Annotated in this window: 18 protein-coding genes; 10 read left to right on the forward strand and 8 right to left on the reverse strand. The window is 70.7% G+C overall.

What is annotated here, in order from left to right; translation table 11 throughout:
* The first annotated feature begins 33 nt into the window (after nucleotides 1-33).
* The 3 genes from ABGB14_RS33475 (at nucleotide 34) to ABGB14_RS33485 (ending at nucleotide 3018) form a co-directional block, all read left to right on the forward strand.
* A complete protein-coding gene (locus ABGB14_RS33475) occupies nucleotides 34-906 on the forward strand; it encodes a sulfotransferase (protein WP_347647843.1) in 873 nt (290 codons plus the stop codon).
* On the forward strand, nucleotides 903-2066 hold the full coding sequence (locus ABGB14_RS33480; protein ID WP_347647844.1) for a glycosyltransferase family 4 protein: 1164 nt from the start codon (nucleotides 903-905) through the stop codon (nucleotides 2064-2066). The genes ABGB14_RS33475 and ABGB14_RS33480 overlap by 4 nt, the downstream gene beginning before the upstream one ends.
* A gap of 130 nt (nucleotides 2067-2196) precedes the next feature.
* Complete coding sequence (locus tag ABGB14_RS33485) at nucleotides 2197-3018, forward strand: SAM-dependent methyltransferase (protein WP_347647845.1); 822 nt, start codon at nucleotides 2197-2199, stop codon at nucleotides 3016-3018.
* A gap of 1 nt (nucleotide 3019) precedes the next feature.
* Here ABGB14_RS33485 and ABGB14_RS33490 read toward each other — a convergent pair whose 3' ends face one another.
* Nucleotides 3020-3925 carry a helix-turn-helix transcriptional regulator gene (locus ABGB14_RS33490; protein WP_347647846.1) on the reverse strand — a complete coding sequence of 302 codons (906 nt, stop codon included), beginning with the start codon at nucleotides 3923-3925 and terminating at the stop codon, nucleotides 3020-3022.
* Nucleotides 3926-4268: 343 nt separating this feature from the next.
* On the opposite strand from ABGB14_RS33490, the gene ABGB14_RS33495 reads away from it, so the two are divergent.
* Entirely contained in the window at nucleotides 4269-5378 is a 1110-nt protein-coding gene (locus ABGB14_RS33495; RefSeq protein WP_347647847.1) for a hypothetical protein, read from the forward strand.
* Nucleotides 5379-5397: 19 nt separating this feature from the next.
* Here the strand turns inward: ABGB14_RS33495 and ABGB14_RS33500 are convergent, their stop codons facing one another.
* Entirely contained in the window at nucleotides 5398-6102 is a 705-nt protein-coding gene (locus ABGB14_RS33500; protein WP_347647848.1) for a TetR/AcrR family transcriptional regulator, read from the reverse strand.
* A gap of 253 nt (nucleotides 6103-6355) precedes the next feature.
* Here ABGB14_RS33500 and ABGB14_RS33505 point away from each other — a divergent pair, with 253 nt between their 5' ends.
* Entirely contained in the window at nucleotides 6356-6826 is a 471-nt protein-coding gene (locus ABGB14_RS33505) for a hypothetical protein (protein ID WP_347647849.1), read from the forward strand.
* Nucleotides 6823-7989, forward strand: a complete 1167-nt coding sequence (locus ABGB14_RS33510; RefSeq protein WP_347647850.1) for a zinc-dependent alcohol dehydrogenase — start codon at nucleotides 6823-6825, stop codon at nucleotides 7987-7989. Before ABGB14_RS33505 ends, ABGB14_RS33510 begins: the two co-directional genes overlap by 4 nt.
* Nucleotides 7990-8188: 199 nt before the next feature.
* Here the strand turns inward: ABGB14_RS33510 and ABGB14_RS33515 are convergent, their stop codons facing one another.
* Both ABGB14_RS33515 and ABGB14_RS33520 read right to left on the reverse strand, forming a co-directional pair.
* Nucleotides 8189-8707 (reverse strand): hypothetical protein, encoded by a 519-nt coding sequence (locus ABGB14_RS33515; RefSeq protein WP_347647851.1) that lies wholly within the window; start codon nucleotides 8705-8707, stop codon nucleotides 8189-8191.
* Nucleotides 8708-8807: 100 nt separating this feature from the next.
* A complete protein-coding gene (locus ABGB14_RS33520) occupies nucleotides 8808-9038 on the reverse strand; it encodes a hypothetical protein (RefSeq protein ID WP_347647852.1) in 231 nt (76 codons plus the stop codon).
* A gap of 139 nt (nucleotides 9039-9177) precedes the next feature.
* On the opposite strand from ABGB14_RS33520, the gene ABGB14_RS33525 reads away from it, so the two are divergent.
* The 3 genes from ABGB14_RS33525 (at nucleotide 9178) to ABGB14_RS33535 (ending at nucleotide 12342) form a co-directional block, all read left to right on the forward strand.
* Nucleotides 9178-10449: a sensor domain-containing protein gene (locus ABGB14_RS33525; protein ID WP_347647853.1), complete on the forward strand. Its 1272-nt coding sequence runs from the start codon at nucleotides 9178-9180 to the stop codon at nucleotides 10447-10449.
* Nucleotides 10437-11099, forward strand: coding sequence for a response regulator transcription factor (locus ABGB14_RS33530; protein ID WP_347647854.1), 663 nt, complete (start codon nucleotides 10437-10439; stop codon nucleotides 11097-11099). Before ABGB14_RS33525 ends, ABGB14_RS33530 begins: the two co-directional genes overlap by 13 nt.
* A 106-nt stretch (nucleotides 11100-11205) precedes the next feature.
* On the forward strand, nucleotides 11206-12342 hold the full coding sequence (locus tag ABGB14_RS33535) for a serine hydrolase domain-containing protein (RefSeq protein WP_347647855.1): 1137 nt from the start codon (nucleotides 11206-11208) through the stop codon (nucleotides 12340-12342).
* Between the two features lie 71 nt (nucleotides 12343-12413).
* On the opposite strand, the gene ABGB14_RS33540 is transcribed toward ABGB14_RS33535, so the two are convergent.
* On the reverse strand, nucleotides 12414-12662 hold the full coding sequence (locus tag ABGB14_RS33540) for a hypothetical protein (protein WP_347647856.1): 249 nt from the start codon (nucleotides 12660-12662) through the stop codon (nucleotides 12414-12416).
* A 238-nt stretch (nucleotides 12663-12900) separates the two neighbouring features.
* On the opposite strand from ABGB14_RS33540, the gene ABGB14_RS33545 reads away from it, so the two are divergent.
* On the forward strand, nucleotides 12901-14235 hold the full coding sequence (locus ABGB14_RS33545) for a hypothetical protein (RefSeq protein WP_347647857.1): 1335 nt from the start codon (nucleotides 12901-12903) through the stop codon (nucleotides 14233-14235).
* 53 nt (nucleotides 14236-14288) lie between these two features.
* On the opposite strand, the gene ABGB14_RS33550 is transcribed toward ABGB14_RS33545, so the two are convergent.
* From ABGB14_RS33550 to ABGB14_RS33560, 3 genes are all read right to left on the reverse strand, one after another.
* Nucleotides 14289-15683: a hypothetical protein gene (locus ABGB14_RS33550; protein ID WP_347647858.1), complete on the reverse strand. Its 1395-nt coding sequence runs from the start codon at nucleotides 15681-15683 to the stop codon at nucleotides 14289-14291.
* 136 nt (nucleotides 15684-15819) lie between these two features.
* On the reverse strand, nucleotides 15820-16353 hold the full coding sequence (gene cpt, locus ABGB14_RS33555; protein WP_347647859.1) for a chloramphenicol phosphotransferase CPT: 534 nt from the start codon (nucleotides 16351-16353) through the stop codon (nucleotides 15820-15822).
* A gap of 75 nt (nucleotides 16354-16428) precedes the next feature.
* Nucleotides 16429-17724 (reverse strand): sugar ABC transporter substrate-binding protein, encoded by a 1296-nt coding sequence (locus ABGB14_RS33560; protein ID WP_347647860.1) that lies wholly within the window; start codon nucleotides 17722-17724, stop codon nucleotides 16429-16431.

Genomic DNA, 17724 nt, shown 5'->3' on the forward strand with positions numbered 1-17724 from the left:
AATCCACAGAAAGGGCAGGTAACCTCGCCCACCATGATGTGGCAGCGTACGTTCAACAGCGCGCTGGCCAAGTACGCAGGATTCCGGATCGAACGGGTAGGAAAAGCGGAGAACGCGAAGAAGGTCGTCGAGCGGCCCAGGAAGGCCGCCCCCGACACTTCTTTCCGGCCGCCGTCCGACCCCCGCGATCGCCTGCTCGAGGCCCCGGTGTTCGTGATCTCCCCCGTCAGGTCCGGCTCGACGTTGTTGCGGTCGATGCTCAACGCGCACCCGGACCTGCACGCCCCCCACGAGCTGCACGTACGCCGGTTGAGCGTGGACTTCGGCACGACCCTGGCCGAGAAGGCGATGGAGGCGCTCGGGCACAACCGCGCCGACATCGAGCACCTGCTGTGGGACCGGGTGCTCCACCGCGAGCTGGTACGCAGCGGGAAGCGGTACATCGTGGACAAGACGCCGGCCAACGCCTTCGCCTACGAACGGCTCGCCGCGTGCTGGCCGGATGCCAGGTTCGTGTTCCTGCTGCGCCACCCCGCCTCGATCGCGACGTCCTGGTACGAAGCCAGCCCCGGCAAACGCACGCCGGACGAAGCGGCGGCCGACGCGTTGCGGTACATGAAGGCGGTGGAGCGTGCCAGGAAGGCGCTGCCCGGCCTGACCGTGCGCTACGAGGAGCTGACCGCCGACCCGGAGAAGATCAGCCGCCTGATCTGCGATTTCCTCGGCATCGGCTGGGCGCCCGAGCTGCTCTCCTACGGCACGCCCGACGTGGTGACCAAGGGGCTCGGCGACTGGAAGGACAAGATCCGTTCGGGCACCGTGCAGAAGGGCCGCGACCTGCCCGAGCCGGCGGAGATTCCCGAGGTGTTGCACGCCATGTGCCGGACGTGGGAGTACCTACCGTGAAGATCCGATACATGCTGCTGCACGCGTACGGCATGGGCGGGACCATCAGGACGGTGGTCAACCAGGCCAACGCGATGGCCGAGGCGGGTCACGACGTCGAGATCGTCAGCGTCGTACGCCGGCGGAGCAGTCCGCAGTTCGCCATCGACGAGCGCGTGCGGGTGTGGGCCTTGGTGGACCAGCGCGACGGCGTCGCCGCCGACTCGCTGGCCCGCAAGGTGTGGCGGCGTGCCCGCGGCAAGATCGTGCCGTACGGCGAGTTCGCCGCCGAATACTTCACGGAGCGGGTGGAGGGCGCGGTCATCGACTACGTGTCCGGGCTTGAGGGCGGCATCCTGGTCACCACCCGGCCGGCGCTCAACCTCATCTCCGCGCGCCGCGGCTCGCGCAAGGTGATCAGGGTCGCGCAGGAGCACATGAACCTGGGCTCCTACCACCCGGCGGTACGCGAGGACATCACCAAGCACTACGGCCGTTTCGACGCGGTGACGGTGCTGACGGAGACCAGCGTCGACGAATACCGGCCGCTGCTGCCCGGAACCCCGGTCGTGCGCATCCCGAACGCGGTCGACATGGAGGGGCGCAAGCACTCCGACCTGACCCGTCCGGTGGTGATCGCCGTCGGCCGGCTGGTGCCCCAGAAGGGCTTCGACATGCTCATCAAGGCCTACGCCGCGATCGCGCCCGAGTTCCCCGACTGGCGGCTGCGCATCTTCGGCACGGGCCCGTCGAAGGACCGGCTGCAGCAGCGGCTCGACGAGTTCGACCTGGGCGACGCAATCCGGCTGATGGGCCGCAGCGACCGCATCCACGAGGAGCTGTCGCAGTCGTCGGTCTACGCGCTGAGCTCGCGGATCGAGGGCCTGCCGATGGCGATGATCGAGGCGATGGGTCACGCCCTGCCGATCGTCGCCTTCGACTGCCCGACGGGCCCCGGTGACGTGCTGACGCATGACGTGGACGGCGTGCTGGTGCCGCCGCGCGACATCGAGGCGCTGTCGGCGGCGCTCAGGCGGGTGATGAGCGACCCCGCGCTGCGCCGGCGGCTGGGCGCCGCCGCCGCCGAGGTCGCCCACGCGTACACGCCGCAGGTCGTGATGCCGCAGTGGGAGCGCCTGTTCACCAGCCTGAGCAACGGCGAACCGGTCGCCGCCGGCTGAGCGGCGGCGAGAGATCGTGCGGCGCCGGCCGTCTCCGGCGCCGCGGCTCTGTGCGTGATCTCCTTTCGGAGCGGGCGGGACGCTAGGTTGAGATTCCCGCAGGCCCTTTCGGAAGGAGCCCAGCACTCTCATGGCAGGTGAACCCCCTCCCACCGGTCACGTGGCCGCGTCCGGCATCGACGCGTCCGTGCCGCACGCCGCGCGGATGTGGAACTACTGGCTCGGCGGCAAGGACTATTACGACGTCGACCGCGTGGCCGGCGACCAGTTCAGCCAGGCGTTCCCCGACATCGTGCACATCGCCCGCCTGTCCCGGCACCTGCTCGCCCGCATCGTGCGCCATCTGGTCAACGAGGCGGGCGTGCGCCAGTTCCTCGACATCGGCACCGGGCTGCCCACGGTGGACAACACGCACGAGGTCGCCCAGCGGGCCGATCCGTCGTGCCGCGTCGTCTACGTCGACAACGATCCCCTGGTGCTCGCGCACGCCCGCGCCCTGCTGGTCGGCACGCCGGAAGGCGCCACCGACTACGTCCACGCCGACCTGCGCGACCCCGGCGCGATCGTCTCCGCCGCCGCCAGGACACTCGACCTCGACCGGCCCGTCGCGCTCATGCTGATGGGCATCGTCGGCTACGTCACCGACGAGGAGGGCGCCCACGACATCGTGCGAGGGCTGGTCGACGCCCTGCCGCCCGGCAGCCACCTCGCCCTGTGGGACGGCGTCAACCTGGTCACCGGCGAGGCGCTCGACCAGGCCCAGGACGACTACAACTCGGGCGGCGGCGTCCCCTACAACCTGCGCACCCCCGAGCGGTTCGCCGCGTTCTTCGACGGCATGGACCTCGTGGAGCCCGGGGTGGTGTCCCTGCCGCTGTGGCGCCCCGACCCCGACCCGCTCGCCCCGATGGAAGAGGTCGACGCGCTGTGCGGGGTCGCCCGCAAGCGGTGACCTACATCGTGGCCATGATCTGACGCAGGATCTCCGGGGTCTCCGACGGCGGCGGCGCCTGCACGCTGAGCTCGTTCATCAGGTGCTGGTAGGGGCGGACCTCGGAGTCCTTGGTGAGATACTGCGCGCCGGCGAGGTGTTCGAGGTAGACCACGTCGTCCAGCTCCGCCTGAGCGAAGCGCAGGATGGTGACGGGGCCGGCGCCGCCGGCCGCGCCCTCGATGCTGAACGGGATCACCTGCAGGGTGATGTGCGGCAGCTCGGCCTGCTCGACGAGGTGGCGGAGCTGGTCGCGCATGATCGTCTCGCCGCCGACGCGGCGGCGCAGCGCGGCCTCGTCCAGGACCGCCCACAGCTTGTGCGACGCGGGCTCGGACAGGATGCGCCGGCGGCGCATCCGCAGCTCGACGCGGTGCTCGATCAGCTCGGCGGGTTCGTCCTTGTGGCCCTGCACGAAGACCGCGCGGGCGTAGTCCTCGGTCTGCAGCAACCCGGGGACGAACTGGATCTCGTGCGTACGGATCAGCGCCGCGTCCTGCTCCAGCCCGAGGTAGGGCTCGAACCAGTCGGGGATCACGTCGCGGTAGTCCTGCCACCAGCCCGGCGCGTTGGCCTGCTCGGCGAGGACGAGCAGGGCCTGGCGTTCGGCGTCGTCGGCCACGCCGTACAGGGTGAGCAGGTCGGCCACGTCGCGCAGCTTGAAACTGCTGCGCCCGCCCTCCATCCGGCTGATCTTCGAATGGGAGCCGCGGATGGTATATCCCGCCTTTTCGCGGCTGATCTCCCGTGACTCCCGCAGCCGGCGCAACTGTGTCCCCACCAATATGCGCAGCGCCGTGGGTCCAGGCTGCAGAGAATCCCTGTCAGGTATATCGGTCGGATCGCTCATCTCACGAGCAGTCGACATAAATGCTCCTAATTCGGCACATCACCCCGGGCCGCCCACCGGCAATCCTGCCACGAAGGCGCCCCTCAAACACCATATTTCGGAGCGAGCGGTCGACACACCGCCATTGCCCGGATACGGGACATGCGTTTCGCTCTCTTCGCCGTCCCGGGGCCATAAGAGATCATCCAGGGCACGAAATGATCACCACCTCGGCGAGCTCCTCGGGCTGCGCCCGCCCTGAACCCGTCGCCGGTTTGAAGGGGCCAACCCCTTTGCTGTACCGTGACGTCCCGCTATGAATTCGACAACATTTCAAAATAATTCGAAATATCTCAGTAAAGGCGTACGAACACTTGCCGCCGTGCTCGGCTCCGCCGTTGTATTGAGCGGCTGCGGCGTGATCGAGCTCGGCTCCCGGCGCGGGGCGGAGCGGCCGGGCGACGACCCCCCGGCGCAGAGCCGGGAGGAGAGCCCGAGCGAGGAGCCCCTCCAGCCGAAGAACGACCCACTCGCCGGGGACGGCCCTCTGTTCGCGCACTTCAAGCGGGTGCGGGCGGCCGACCCGTGCGAGCTCGTGCCGCACTCCATGTTGAAGAAGTACGGCCCCGAGCAGCTCGTCGTGCGCGGGTCGGGCATCACCGAATGCCAGTACCTGACCGGATACTCCGACGCCTCCAAGAGCGTTTACAGCTTCAAAATCGATCTGCACACGCACTTCGAGCAGAAGGACGCGGAAGACGCCGAGCAGGAGAAGCTCGACGGGCGCACGATTTACCGCGAGGAATACTCCACCGACAGCGCGAGCCACCGCAGCTGCCACTACAAGGTGCCTTATGAGGGCGTGGAGGGCAGCGCGTTCGCCCTCGACCTGTTGAAGACCCCGCCGCGCGGCAAGGAGAGCCAGGAGTGGCCGCAGCGCTGCGCCGCCGCCAAGCAGTATCTCGGCGCGGTCATGGACAGGGTCCTCAAGCTGCCGCCGAGGAAGGGCCGGGCGGTGGGCATCATGGGCAAGGACCCGTGCGCGCGCAAGGACGACCTGCTCGCCGCGATCGGCCGCTCGTACACGCTCATCGACGTGCGCTACTCCGGCCCGTACAGCTGCGATCTGCAGCTGGCGAACAAGGCGAAGAACCAGGAGCTCACGCTCGCCTCAGGCCTGACCTTTCACGAGCGCCAGACCGGCGGCGAGTCGACCGCGCAGGTGAAGAACCGGCGCCTCACCATGAACGGCCTGTACACCCTCAACTCCAGGTCCGACCACAAGGTCTCCAAGTCCTGCCGGAACTCCGTGGAGCTGCGGCGGGCCACGAACAGCAGGAAGAACGACGCCCACTACGTGACCGTCGGCCTCTCCAGCGGAAAGCTGGAGCTGGAGGACGCGGACGCGAGCTTCGAGGCGCCGCCCGTGTCGTGCGCGCTGGTCACCAGGCTCACCCGGATCGTGCTCGACGGCGTCCGGTCGTCCTCGTGAGAGGCCAGGCGCAGGACCGTCATCCTCGGTCGAGATAGGCCTCGATGCCGTCGAGCACGCGTTGCAGGCCGAACTCGAACCCCTCGGCCGGCTTGCCCTCGCCGGCGAGGTGGCCCAGCACGGCGTTCAGGTGGGGGAAAAGGTCCTGCGCCCGCCTGATCAGCTCGTGGCCGAAGGAGGAGTCCTGGTGGTCGACGGACGGCTGGACGGCGCCGCGGACGTAACCGTTGACGAGGAGCACGGAGTTCAGCACGTCGCGGGGCGACAGTCCGGCGCCCGACATGGCGGCCATGGCGCTTTCGAGGCGGGCGGTCTCGTTCGGCCCCATGACGCGCCGGGTCGTCACCAGCGCGAGCGCCCAGGGGTGGCGCAGGAAGATGTCGCGGGTGTCGCGCGCCCACAGCTCGATCGCCTCCCGCCAGTGCCCGGGCTCGGCCGGCTCCTTCGCGGGAGGGCCGATCGCGGTGTCCAGCATCAGGCTGACGAGGTCGTCTTTCGTGGAGACGTGGCGGTAGAGCGACATGGTGCCGGAGCCGAGCCGGGCGGCGATCCGCTGCATGGACAGCGCGGCCAGCCCCTCCTCGTCGGCGATGGCGATCGCCTCGGCCACGATCCGGTCGAGGTGCAGCACCGGCTTGGGGCCCCTGGGGGCACGCCGCCGATCTCCCCAGAGCCATTCGGCGCCCGTGAGCGGCCCGGACCCCTCGCGGCTGCCGCCGGTCATCGCCTCCCCCTCACGTCGGAGCGCCACTCCGGCGCGCCACTCCCCTGCTCAACGCGTATGTGCTCACCGTAGCGGGGGCCGCCCACCGCCGCATTCGACGGATCTCGCTGGCGGCGGCGCCTTGGCTGCGTATAGCGTACCCAGTTATGAGTACGACATACGCTTATACCTGGACCCGCGACCAACCGGTGTTGCCGATCAGGTCCCTCCGCCGGGCCGGTTTGCCGGGGACGGCCCCGGGCAGCCGCGGAGCATGAAAGCGTCCAGCACAAAGCGGGCCGCCCGGGCCCGCGCGAAACTGCCCGCCCGCGGCCCCCGGCGGCGTAAGGGCCGCACGGCCCTGCTCCTCGCCGGAGCGGCGGCGGTGGCCGGGATGGCGATCGTGCGCGCGGCACGCTCAGCGCCGCCCAACCCGAACGGATGGTTCACCGTCACGGTCGAGACGGACCCGGCCCGGCTGACCGGCCCCGACCGGCCCGACGAACTGGCCCGGATCGCCGAACGGCACGAGATCCGCGTCAGGCCCGCACCCGGCGGCCGGGGCAGCGAGATCGCGGTACGCGAGGCCGACGGGGAGACGCGCGACCGCGTACGGAAGCTGAAGCAGGTGCTCGAAACCGGGGAGGTGCTCCTGGTCGACGGGCAGCCCGAGGGCCACCGCACCGCGCTCGGCCGCGCCGGCACGCCGGCGTTCCGGCATCTCACGAGGAAGGGCGCACGATGAGGGCGCTGTGCTGGACCGGCGTGAACGAGGTGGCGGTCGAGGACGTCCCCGACCCCGGGCTGCTCAACCGGCAGGACGCCGTCGTCAAGGTCACCGCGAGCTCCACGTGCGGCTCCGACCTGCACCTGCTGGACGGCTACGTGCCCACGATGATGGCCGGTGACGTGCTCGGGCACGAGTTCGTCGGCGAGGTGGTCGAGACCGGCCCCGACGTGCGCCGGCGGCGCGTCGGCGAACGGGTGACGGTGTGCTCGATCATCGGCTGCGGGCGCTGCCACTACTGCAAGGAGGGGTTGTGGTCGCTGTGCGACAACTCCAACCCCAACCCCGGCTTCCTGGAGACGGCGAACGGGCACGCCTCGGCGGGCATCTTCGGCTACTCCCACGCGCTGGGCGGCTTCGCGGGCAGCCACGCCGAATACGTACGGGTGCCGTACGCGGACGTCAACGCCTTCCCCGTGCCGGACGACGTGCCGGACGCGAGCGCCGTGTTCGCCTCGGACGCCGTACCCACCGGGTGGATGGGCGCCGACCTCGGCGAGGTGGGGCCCGGTGACGTGGTCGCGGTGTGGGGCTGCGGCGGCGTCGGCCAGATGGCGGCCCTGGCGTCCCTGCGCATGGGCGCCGACCGGGTGATCGTCATCGACCGGTTCCCCGAACGGCTGGCCATGGCCGCCGAGATGGGCGCGGAGATCCTGGACTACGGCGAGTCCGACGTGCTGGAGGCGCTCAAGGAGCTGACCGGCGGGCGCGGGCCCGACGTGTGCATCGAGGCCGTCGGCATGGAGAGCCACGGCACCGGCGCCCAGTACGCCTACGACCGGGTCAAGCACGCCCTGCGCCTGCAGACCGACCGCGGGATCTCGCTGCGCCAGGCCGTCCACGCCTGCCGCAAGGGCGGCGTCGTCTCCGTGCTCGGCGTCTACCTCGGCGTGGTCGACAAGTTCCCGATGGGCGCGGTCATGAACAAGGGCCTGACGCTCCGCGGCGGCCAGCAGCACGGCCACCGCTACATCCCGATGATCCTCGACCGGATGAGCAAGGGCGAGATCGACGCCTCGCCCCTGCTCACCCACCCCATGCGCCTGGAGGACGGGCCCAGGGGCTACGAGCTGTTCAAGACGAAGCAGGAAGGCTGCGTCAGGGCCGTGTTCCGCCCATGAGGTCAGCTGGTGCATGATCACGTCGGGTGCGGATGCTCATGCCGTCATCATCTCCGCCCCCTGCGGGATGAACGGCGGGACCCGGTGGTCCAGGGTCGTCAGAACCGTCCCCGACCATCTCGTCATCGTCAAACGGCCGAGGCTGGACGGGCATCGGACCACGCGCATGGACCGGTTCTGGAGTGATTCCCTGGACCGGTCAGCCCTTGACCTTCAGGCTGCTCTTCGACGGCCTGAACACCGGCACCGTGCCCTGGCAGTCGTTGACCGGCGCGCCCAGGAACTCCCACATCCAGAACATGGTGTCGCGGCGCCCCTTGTCGTGGACGGTGAAGGAGACCTTCTTGCCGCTCACGTCCATGGCCGGCTTGTCGCCGATGGTGACGTGACCCTTGGTGATGACCCCGGTGGCGACCGCGATGCCGTCGGCCGCGACCAGGCAGCTGATCCTGCCCTGGAATTCGCCCACGGCCGGCTCGCCGGGCTTGCCCGCGTGGAACACGTCGAAGGTGCCCCGCGTCTTCGCCCCGTCACTCCTGGCGTCGATGGCGAAGCGCACCTTGTCCCCCGCCCACTGGCCGAACGACTCGGGCAGCGTCCCCGAGGCGCTGCCGCGCAACGAGTACATGGGCGCCTCGGGGGCCGTGACAGCCCCTGCAGGGCCGGCCAGCAGGGCGAGGGCGGCGATCGGGGTGGCGAGTGCGATGGTTCGTTTCATGCCCGCCAGCCTGTCGGCGACGGGCCGCCGGAGGTTCCCTCCACCGGGGGAACCTCCTCCCCCGGTGGAGCCAGCCGGCACCACGGGGGCGGGTGCTCCGTCACCGGCGGCGGCGCTCCTTGCGGTACTGGGCGATCAACCCGGCTCCCAGCGCCAGCGTGAGCAGGCCGAAGCCGATCCCGATGAGCGGATTGATGCCGATCGTGGACGTCACCATGTTGCACACGGCGCTGACGCCCAGCAGCGCCCAGAGAACGGGCCTGGTCATCCTGCCGCGGGCGGCGATGCCGGAGTCGGTCATGGTGCGCTCCTCACTCGTCGTGGTCGTCATGCCGTCGAAGCTACGGAGCGTCGCCGGCATCGGCAATCCCGCCATCGGGACACCGGCGGTACAGCAGGCTGTACTCTTCCCCGGCGATCTCCACCGGTCCTCCGACGATGTCCTATCGTCGTGCACGGGAGGTGCGGGAATGCCGGTCAACGACCCTGCGAGGGGTGAGCAGCAGGTCCGCCCATGGGACCCGATCGTTCGCGCCCGCGCCACCCTCGACGGGCTCGAATATCTGGCCGGCGGGTTCGGCACGGCGGTCCTGACGCTGATCGCCCTGCTCGTGGTGATCGTCAGCGCGCTGGCCTGCCTGGTCGGCACCGGCCTCCTCGTGTTGCCCACCGCGCTGCGGGTGCTGCGGGCCATCGCCGACCGCGAGCGGGCGCGGCTGTCCCGCTGGGGCCCGGAGATCATCGTCCCCGATCCGCTGCCGTCCGGGCTGCGGGCCGCTCTCAAACAGCCGGTGACCCGGCGCGAGCTGGCCTGGGCGCTCACGCACGGGAGCTTCGGGCTGGTGCTCGGCCTGGCCGGCATCACCCTTCCGCTCTACGCCGCGCGTGACCTCACCTATCCCCTGTGGTGGCGGCTCCTGCCGCCGGGCGAGACCGGCGGCCCCGGCATGGGCCTGCTGGAGGTCGACGAGCTCACCGACACCTTCGTGGTCGTCCTGATGGGTCTGGGGTGGATCGTCCTCACCCTCCTTCTGGTCCCGGTCATCCCGCGGTTACAGGCGTGGCCGGGCCGCCGGCTGCTGGCCCCCGTCCCTGGGGCGGACCTGGCGCTGCGGGTCGCCCAGCTCACCGCGACCCGCGCGGCGGCGGTCGACGCGCACGCCGCCGAACTGCGGCGGATCGAACGGCTGCTGCACGACGGCACCCAGAACCGGATCGTCGCCGTCACCGTCATGCTCGGCGCCGCCCGCCGCGCGGTGGCCCGCGACCCGGCGACCGCGGAGGCCATGCTCGAGGACGCGCAGGGCGCCGCCGAGCAGGCGCTCGCCGAACTGCGCGGCGTCGTGCGCAGCATCCTGCCTCCGGTGCTCGAAGACCGGAGCCTGTCCGACGCGCTGACGGGCCTCGCGGCGGCCAGTCCGGTGCCCTGCGGGATCGACGCCGACCTCCCCCGCCGGTGCGCCGTGTCCGTCGAGGCCACGGCCTATTTCGTGGTGGCCGAGGCGCTGAACAACGTCGCCCGGCACAGCGGGGCGGGGCGCGCCACCGTCACCGTCCGCCAGCGGGACGACCGGCTCTGGCTGACGATCGTCGACGACGGCCGCGGCGGAGCCGGGGAACGATCCGGGTCCGGCCTCGCCGGGATCCGTCACCGTACGGAAGCGCACGACGGAACGTTTGCGCTGACCAGCCCCCCAGGTGGGCCGACCACCCTGAATGTGAGTTTGCCATGCGGATTGTGATCGCCGAGGACGACCCGTTGCTGCGCGAGGGTCTCGCGCTGCTGTTGCGCGCCGAGGCGCTCGACGTCGTGGCCACCACGGCGGACCCCGACGGTTTCCTGGAGGCGGTGGACGCCCACAGGCCCGACACGGCCATCGTCGACGTGCGGATGCCGCCCACCCACACGGACGAGGGCATCAGGGCCGCCGTCGCGGCCAGGCGCCGGCAGCCGGGCCTGGCGGTGCTCGTGTTGTCGGCGTACGTCGAGCAGGCCTTCGCCACCGAGCTGCTCGCCCACGGCAGCTCCCGGCTGGGCTACATGCTGAAGGAGCGGGTGGGGCGGGTGCAGGAGTTCCTGAGCGCGCTGCACCGGGTGGCGGACGGCGGCACGGCGATCGATCCGGAGGTCGTCGCGCAGCTCCTCACCCGCACCCGCCCAGGCAACCGGCTGGAACGGCTCAGCCCGCGCGAGCGCGACGTGCTGGCGCTGATGGCCGAAGGCCTGGGCAACGCGGCCATCGCCGAGCGGCTCTTCGTCACCGACGGCGCCGTGCACAAGCACATCCGCAACATCTTCGCCAAGCTCGACCTGGCGCCCACGGATCGCACGGACCGCCGGGTGGCCGCCGTTCTGCACTACCTCGAGAGCGGTGCGCGGCACTCGGCGTAGTGCTGGCTGTACCGCCGGACACCAGCACGTGGGATCGCTCGAGGGACCGGCTCGCCGACATGCTTGGAGGCATCACAGACAGCCGCGAGCAGGAGGCGTTCCCCCCATGATCGATCCGCGTGTCACCACCCGGCGTACGCTGGCAGGACTGACTGGGCTGGCGCTGGCCGGCACGCTGGCGGCCGCCCCGGCGAGCGCGGCCGAGCCGTCGTCGTCCCTGCAGCGCAGGCTCGACGCGCTGGTCACCGACGGCGGGTCCCCCGCCGCCCTGGCGGCGGTGCGCGGGCGCGACGGGCGCACCCGGCACTACACCGCGGGCGTGGCCGACCTGAAGACCGGGGCCGAGGTGCCCGTGGACGGCCGGGTGCGCATCGCCAGCAACACCAAGATGTTCACCGCCGTGGTCGTTCTGCAGCTGGTCGGCGAGGGCAAGATCAAGCTGGACGGAAAGGTCGAGCGGTACCTGCCCGGAATGTTGCGCGGCAAGGCCGGCGACGGCAGGAAGATCACGGTACGCCGGTTGCTCCAGCACACCGCCGGCCTGCCCGACTACGACGGCGTGCTGCTCAAGGACTACTTCGACATCCAGCACCGCCACTACGAGCCGTACGAGCTGGTCGAGGCGGCCAGGACGCGGAAGGGCACGCCCGTCGGCCGCTGGAGCTACAGCAACACCGGCTACGTGCTCGCCGGGCTCATCATCCAGAAGGTCACCGGCCGGCCGGTCGGCGAGGAGATCACCCGGCGCGTCATCAAGCCGCTGGGCCTGGAGAAGACGTACTGGCCGAGCCTGGGCGAGCAGAGGATCCGCGGGCCGCACCCCAAGGGCTACTGGCGGACGAAGCCCGACGAGCCGTACACCGACGTGTCCACGATGGACCCGTCCATGGCCTGGGCCGCCGGCCAGCTGGTCTCCACGCCGAGCGACCTCAACCGGTTCATGGTCGGGCTGCTGGACGGCAGGCTGCTCAGGCCCGCGCAGCTCGCGCAGATGAAGAAGACCGTCGCCGCCCCGCAGTTCGACACCTCGGGCAAGGCCCGCTACGGGCTCGGCATCGCCACCTTCAAGCTGAGCTGCGGCGGCGTCGCCTGGTCGCACGGCGGCTCCGCCCCCGGCTACGCCACGAGCAACGCCGCGACCGAGGACGGGCGGGCGGCCACCATCGCCACCACCGCGCTCCCCGCCGACATGAAGACCGTCAAGAACATCGAGACCGCGCTGGACCGCGCCCTCTGCGAATGACCCGGCGCGGGCCGCGCCCGCCGTTCTCCGGAGCCCGGCCGCTTCCGTGGGAGCGGGCGGGCTCGCCGGCGTCAGGCGCCCAGGTCCCTGACGATGTTGTCCAGCCGGGTCGCGACGGCCTCCAGCGTCTCGTCGGTCGGGCCGTCGTCGGGGAACTGGGCCGCCACCTCGTCGCGGCTGGCGATGACCAGGCCCCGGTGGGCGTCGTCCACCTCGGCGGCCGGCAGCACGACACAGTCGCCGCGGACGTAGACCAGCGTGGCGTCCTGGTGGCGCGAGTCCAGCAGTTGACGGACGCATTCCGGATCGATGAGTGACATCGCGGCTCCTCGCCGACAGAACGTGCCGGCAGTGCCTGCCGACAGTGCTTGGCGGCCGTCGCCGCACGGGTGCCCGGCTTGGCCTCAGCACTGCGCTTACCCCACTGGAGGCGGTGAAACCAGGGGACCTGCGGACAAGTAGCGCCACTACCGTATGTGCTCGATATATCGCTAAGAGTGACCGTAAGGTGAGGCCAGTGGCCCAGCGGGCTTCGCTTTGAGCGAGAGGATCGAGCACATGTCCCAGGAACCGAGAATCGACGTCGAGGCCAAGGCAGCGGGGATCGAGGGCACTCTCTCCGCCGACCAGGTCCAGCGCATCGCGGACGCGCTCGGGCGTCAGGGGGTCTGGTTCGCCACGCCGCCCGAGCGCGACGGCCAGGCGCCCAGGGCCGACCTCGTCTGGGACCTGGTGGGCGACGAGCCGTACCAGGGCCACACGGCCACCGGCCGGGCCGCCGTGCACCTGGCGGAGGGGCACACGGCGCTGTCGCGGCCGCTGATCATCGCCGACGGCTTCAACCACGGGCCGAGCGATCTCGACGCACTCTGGCTGCACCTCAACGCCCCCTACCAGAAGAACGTCCCCGGGTTCCTCGACCAGCTCAGGATGATGGGCATCGACGTGGTGCTGCTCGGCTTCGACGAGCGGCACACCTACATCCAGGCCAACGCCGCCGTCGCCGTCACCTGCGTCCTGCGCGCCATCGAGGAGCGCCGGGGCGACGATCCGCTGGTCGTCGGCGGCGTCAGCATGGGCGGCATGATCACCAGGTACGCGCTGGCCCGCATGGAGAGCGAGCGCCTCGACCACCAGACGGACAAGTACTTCTCCTACGACACGCCGCACCTCGGCGCCTGGATCCCGCTGGTGCTCCAGCAGCTGGCCTACCTGCACGAGTCGATCCAGCCGCCCTCCGACGGGCCGGGCCAGGCCGACCTGATCCGCAGCCCGGCCGCGCAGCAACTCCTGTGGGCCTGGGTCGAGAACGAGAACTACTCGGGCCCGGTCGCCACCGCCAGCACGCTGCGCACCGGCTTCCTCGACGACCTGCGCCGGGTCGGCTGGTTCCCGATGCGCCCGTACAAGCTGGGGATGGCCAACGGGATCGGCAACGGCACGGGCCCCGTCCTGCCGCCGGGCACGCCGGTCTTCGACCTGCGCCACGACTCCCTGCAGCTCACCGCGAGGATCCAGCCGGACCTGGGCGAGCTGCAGAACGTCGGCACGGTACGGTTCGGCGGGCCGGTGTGGACGAGCGCCACCAGCCACGTGGCCGCGTTCGACGGCGCTCCGGGCGGCACGCTCGACTCGTGGGGCCGGCTCGCCGACGCGATGGGCCTGCCGATCGACAACGCCCTGCGCGCCGGCTGCTTCGTCCCCGTGGTCAGCGCGGTCGCCCTGGCCAGGGACCCCTTCCAGTGGCAGGCCGAGCTCTACCGCGACCTCAGCGACCTGCCCAAGGACGAGACGTTCCTGGACGCGTTCTGCTGCGACCTCGGCAACTCGGCGCACAGCAGCGTGTCCCCGACCCTGGTCGAGTGGTTCCTGGAGCAGCTCGCGGGGTGGTGACCCGCGCACCGGGTGCCGGCTCGGGCCGGCACCCGGTGTTTCTGCGGGGCGTTTCAGCGGCGGCCCCTGTGCACGCACATGAGCTGGTCGCGGGTGGCGTTCTTGTCGCGGTAGGCGATGACGGCCGGGCCCTCGCCGCTGTGGTGGCCGGGCAGCCGCTGGTCGATGCTCCAGCCGGAGCCGTTGAAAGCGGTCCACCACAGGCTCTGGTCGGCGTCGCCGCGGTGCACGCAGTAGAGGCGGTCCTTGTAGACGGTCAGCGACGGGCCCTCCGCGGCGTGGTGGCGGGGGAGCTTCTGGTCGGGGCTCCACTCGGCGCCGTCCCACCGCGTCCACCACAACGACGAGTCCTCGCCGGCGCCGCGGTGCACGCAGTAGAGGTGGCCCTGGTAGACGGCCAGCGCCGGGTTCGACCGGCTGGAGTGGCCGGGCAGCCGCCGGTCGGGGCTCCACTCGGCGCCGTCCCACCGCGTCCACCACAACGCTTCGTCGCCCGCGCCCCGGTGCACGCAGTGGAGCTGCCCGTCGTACGCGGCCAGCGCGGGGGCGGCGGAGCCGGCGTGGCCGGGCAGCTTCTGGTCGGGGGTCCAGCAGGTGCCGTCCCAGCGCGTCCACCACAGCGCGTCGTCGCCCGCGCCCCGGTGCACGCAGTGGAGCTGCCCGTCGTACGCGGCCAGCGCCGGCCCCGAGTCGCTGAAGTGCTCGGGGAACCGCTGGTCCTCGCTCCAGCCCTCCTCGGCGTCGTAGACCGCCCACCACAGGCTGGAGTCGCCGTCGCCGCCGCGGTGCGCCAGGTAGAGGCGGTCCTGGAACTCCGCGAGGGCCGGCCCCGAGACGCTGAAGTGGTCGACGAACGGCTGGTCGTCGCTCCACCCCTCGTCCGGCTCGTGCATCGCCCAGTAGAGCTGGGCGTCGCCGCCGGGCCTGTCGTCGTCGCGGGCGGGGACGAGCATGGCGGGCGCGGTCCACGGCGAGACCAGCCGGACCCCGTACGGCCGGGCGGCCGAAGTGATCCAGGCGGCCTTGTCCCGTACCGAGCGCTCCACGATCCGGGCGAGCCAGGAGCCCAGCACGGTGCCCGAGAGCTCTCCTGCCGGTTGGGCGATCTCGGAGGCCAGCAGCGCCGCGCTCTCGTTGAGGTGGATCTCGAAACCCCACCACCTGGCCACCGGCCAGACCTCCGCGCCCATGGCGCCCAGGTCGCGCTGGAGCCCGCGTACGCGCTCCTGATCGTGCGCGGCGAGTGCGGCGATCTGGCTCTCGCTCTCGCGCCTGGCCTCGGCCGCGGTGCGGGCGGAGGCGTCTTCCAGCAGCTCTGACGCCACCGCCTCGTCGATCGCCGCCGAGGCCGCCGGGTCGTCCTGGGAGTGCAGCAGCGTGGCCTCGGCCCCCACCGCCGTCTCCTCAGCGTCGACCTCTATCTTCTCGGCCCGGGTGTCATCGGTCATTTCAGCCCCCTGGAGTAATCCGCGGCTGCACGCTGCATACGTGCACCAACCCGACCCATAGTAACTATGAGTAACAGTTTGATCACTCTGGGGTCATATGTGTCTTCCCAAGACCGCCCTCGCGGGGGACCCCCGCTCAGCCGACCCGGGCGGCGATGACCCGCGCGCAGTCCAGGGACTCGGTGCGGGTGGTGTCGACCTCCAGGTCATAGGTCACGCCCTGGTGGACCACCTCCGCCTGCAGAGCGGCCATGCCCCGGGGCCGGTCGCCCCTCGCGATCTCGCGGCCGGCCGCGACCGCGCTCTCGCACCTGACGCCGACCCACAACACGTCCAGCCCGGCGAGAGCCTTCCGCCACCGCTCCTGGGATCCCGCTCCCCCGAGGAAGACGTCGTCGATGACGATCCGGGCACCCGCACGGGCCATGGCGGCGACCCCCTCGGTCCACGCCGCGTCCAGAGCCATGAACTCCGGCCCGACGTTCACGGCGCCGTCCGGAGCGAACTCGATCCCGGACTCCGACCCCCGCATGGCAGCGGGCATCGCGTCGACCATGGTGTCGACACTGAGAGCCAGCCATGGGTCGGGCAGGACCGCCTGGAGGCACCGGGCGATGCCGGACTTCCCCGAACTGGACCCACCATTCAGCAAGATCACGTTAGTGGTCACGACGCCACACTAGAGCGTCCGACAGCGGACCTGAAAGCACATTTCGGGCAGTACGGTGGACAACGCCCTGGTCAGCTAGCCGTTCCGCTTCTTGTACGCGGCCTGGGCCTCGGTCAGCCTGGCCGCGAACTGGTCAAGGAATTCCTTGGCGCCGAGCCGGCCGAGCAGCACCTTCTGGAACAGCGGCTCCGCCCACGTCTTGGTGATCTCGTTGAACTCCGGCAGGTGGTACGGCATCTGCACGACCTTGGTCTCCGGGTCGTTCATCACCCGCTGCGCCTCGGCGATGTGCTCCGCCTCCGACAACCACGGCTCGCCGGCGACGTCCTTGTTGGCCGGGATGACGCCGGTCTTCTCGGCGATGTAGCTGTCGGCCTGCTTGGAGGCGAAGAACTCCGCGAGCTCGAACGCGGCCTCCTTCTGCTTGCCGGCCGAGAACACCGCCACGCCGCTGACCGGGCTGGACAACACCGACTGGGTGCCGGAGTCGGACCTGGGCACGGAGAACGAGCCCACCTTGTCCGGTCCGAGCGCCTTCATGTGGTCCTGGTAGGAGCCCAGGTTGTGCTGCATGACCGCGATGTTGCCCGCCGTGTCGAACTGGGCGACCATCTTCACGTAGTCGTTCTGCAGGTCCCCCTCGGGCGTGTTCCTCTTGTAGAGGACGGCGTACTTCTCCAGTGCCGTCACGTTGCGCGGGTCGTTGAGGGTGGCCTTGCCTGTGGGGTCGAAGAACGCGGTGAGACCCGACTGGCCGTAGACGACCTCCAGCATCTGGGCGATGGATCCGGAGCCGCCGCGGATGGTGAACCCGTACCGGTTCTCCTCCGGTTCGGTGAGCTTGTCCACGGTGGTGAAGAACTCGCTCCACGTCTTGGGCGGCTCCAGCCCGGCCTCCTTGAACCAGTCCTTGCGGTACCAGAAGGCGCCCGCGTTGGTGGAGGTCGGGATGATGTACGCCTTGCGGTCCGGCACGACGTTCTTCACGGTGGCCATGAGCCCTTCGCTGAACTTGCCGTTCAGCGCGGGGTTGGCGGCGATGCGCTCGTCCACCGGCTCCAGCGCCTTCTGGGCGACGAGGATGCCGAGCCCAGAGGTGGCAACGTCGGCCACGTCGGGAGTGCCGCCACCGGCGATGGCGGTGCCGAGCTTCTGCGGGGCCTGCGCGATCGGCACGCCCACGTAGTTGACCTTGATGGTCGGGTTGGCCTTCTCGAACTCGGCGATCACGTGCTGCCAGACCGGCGTGCGCGCGGGCCCGGCGTTGGTGTCCCAGAAGGTGATCTCGGTCGTGCCCTCGGAGGCCGCGTCGGAGCCGCACCCGGCGAGAACGGTCACAGCGAGGAAAACCGCCGCCACACGTCGTGTCAT

Source organism: Nonomuraea sp. B10E15 (assembly GCF_039871615.1).
GTDB lineage: Bacteria > Actinomycetota > Actinomycetes > Streptosporangiales > Streptosporangiaceae > Nonomuraea.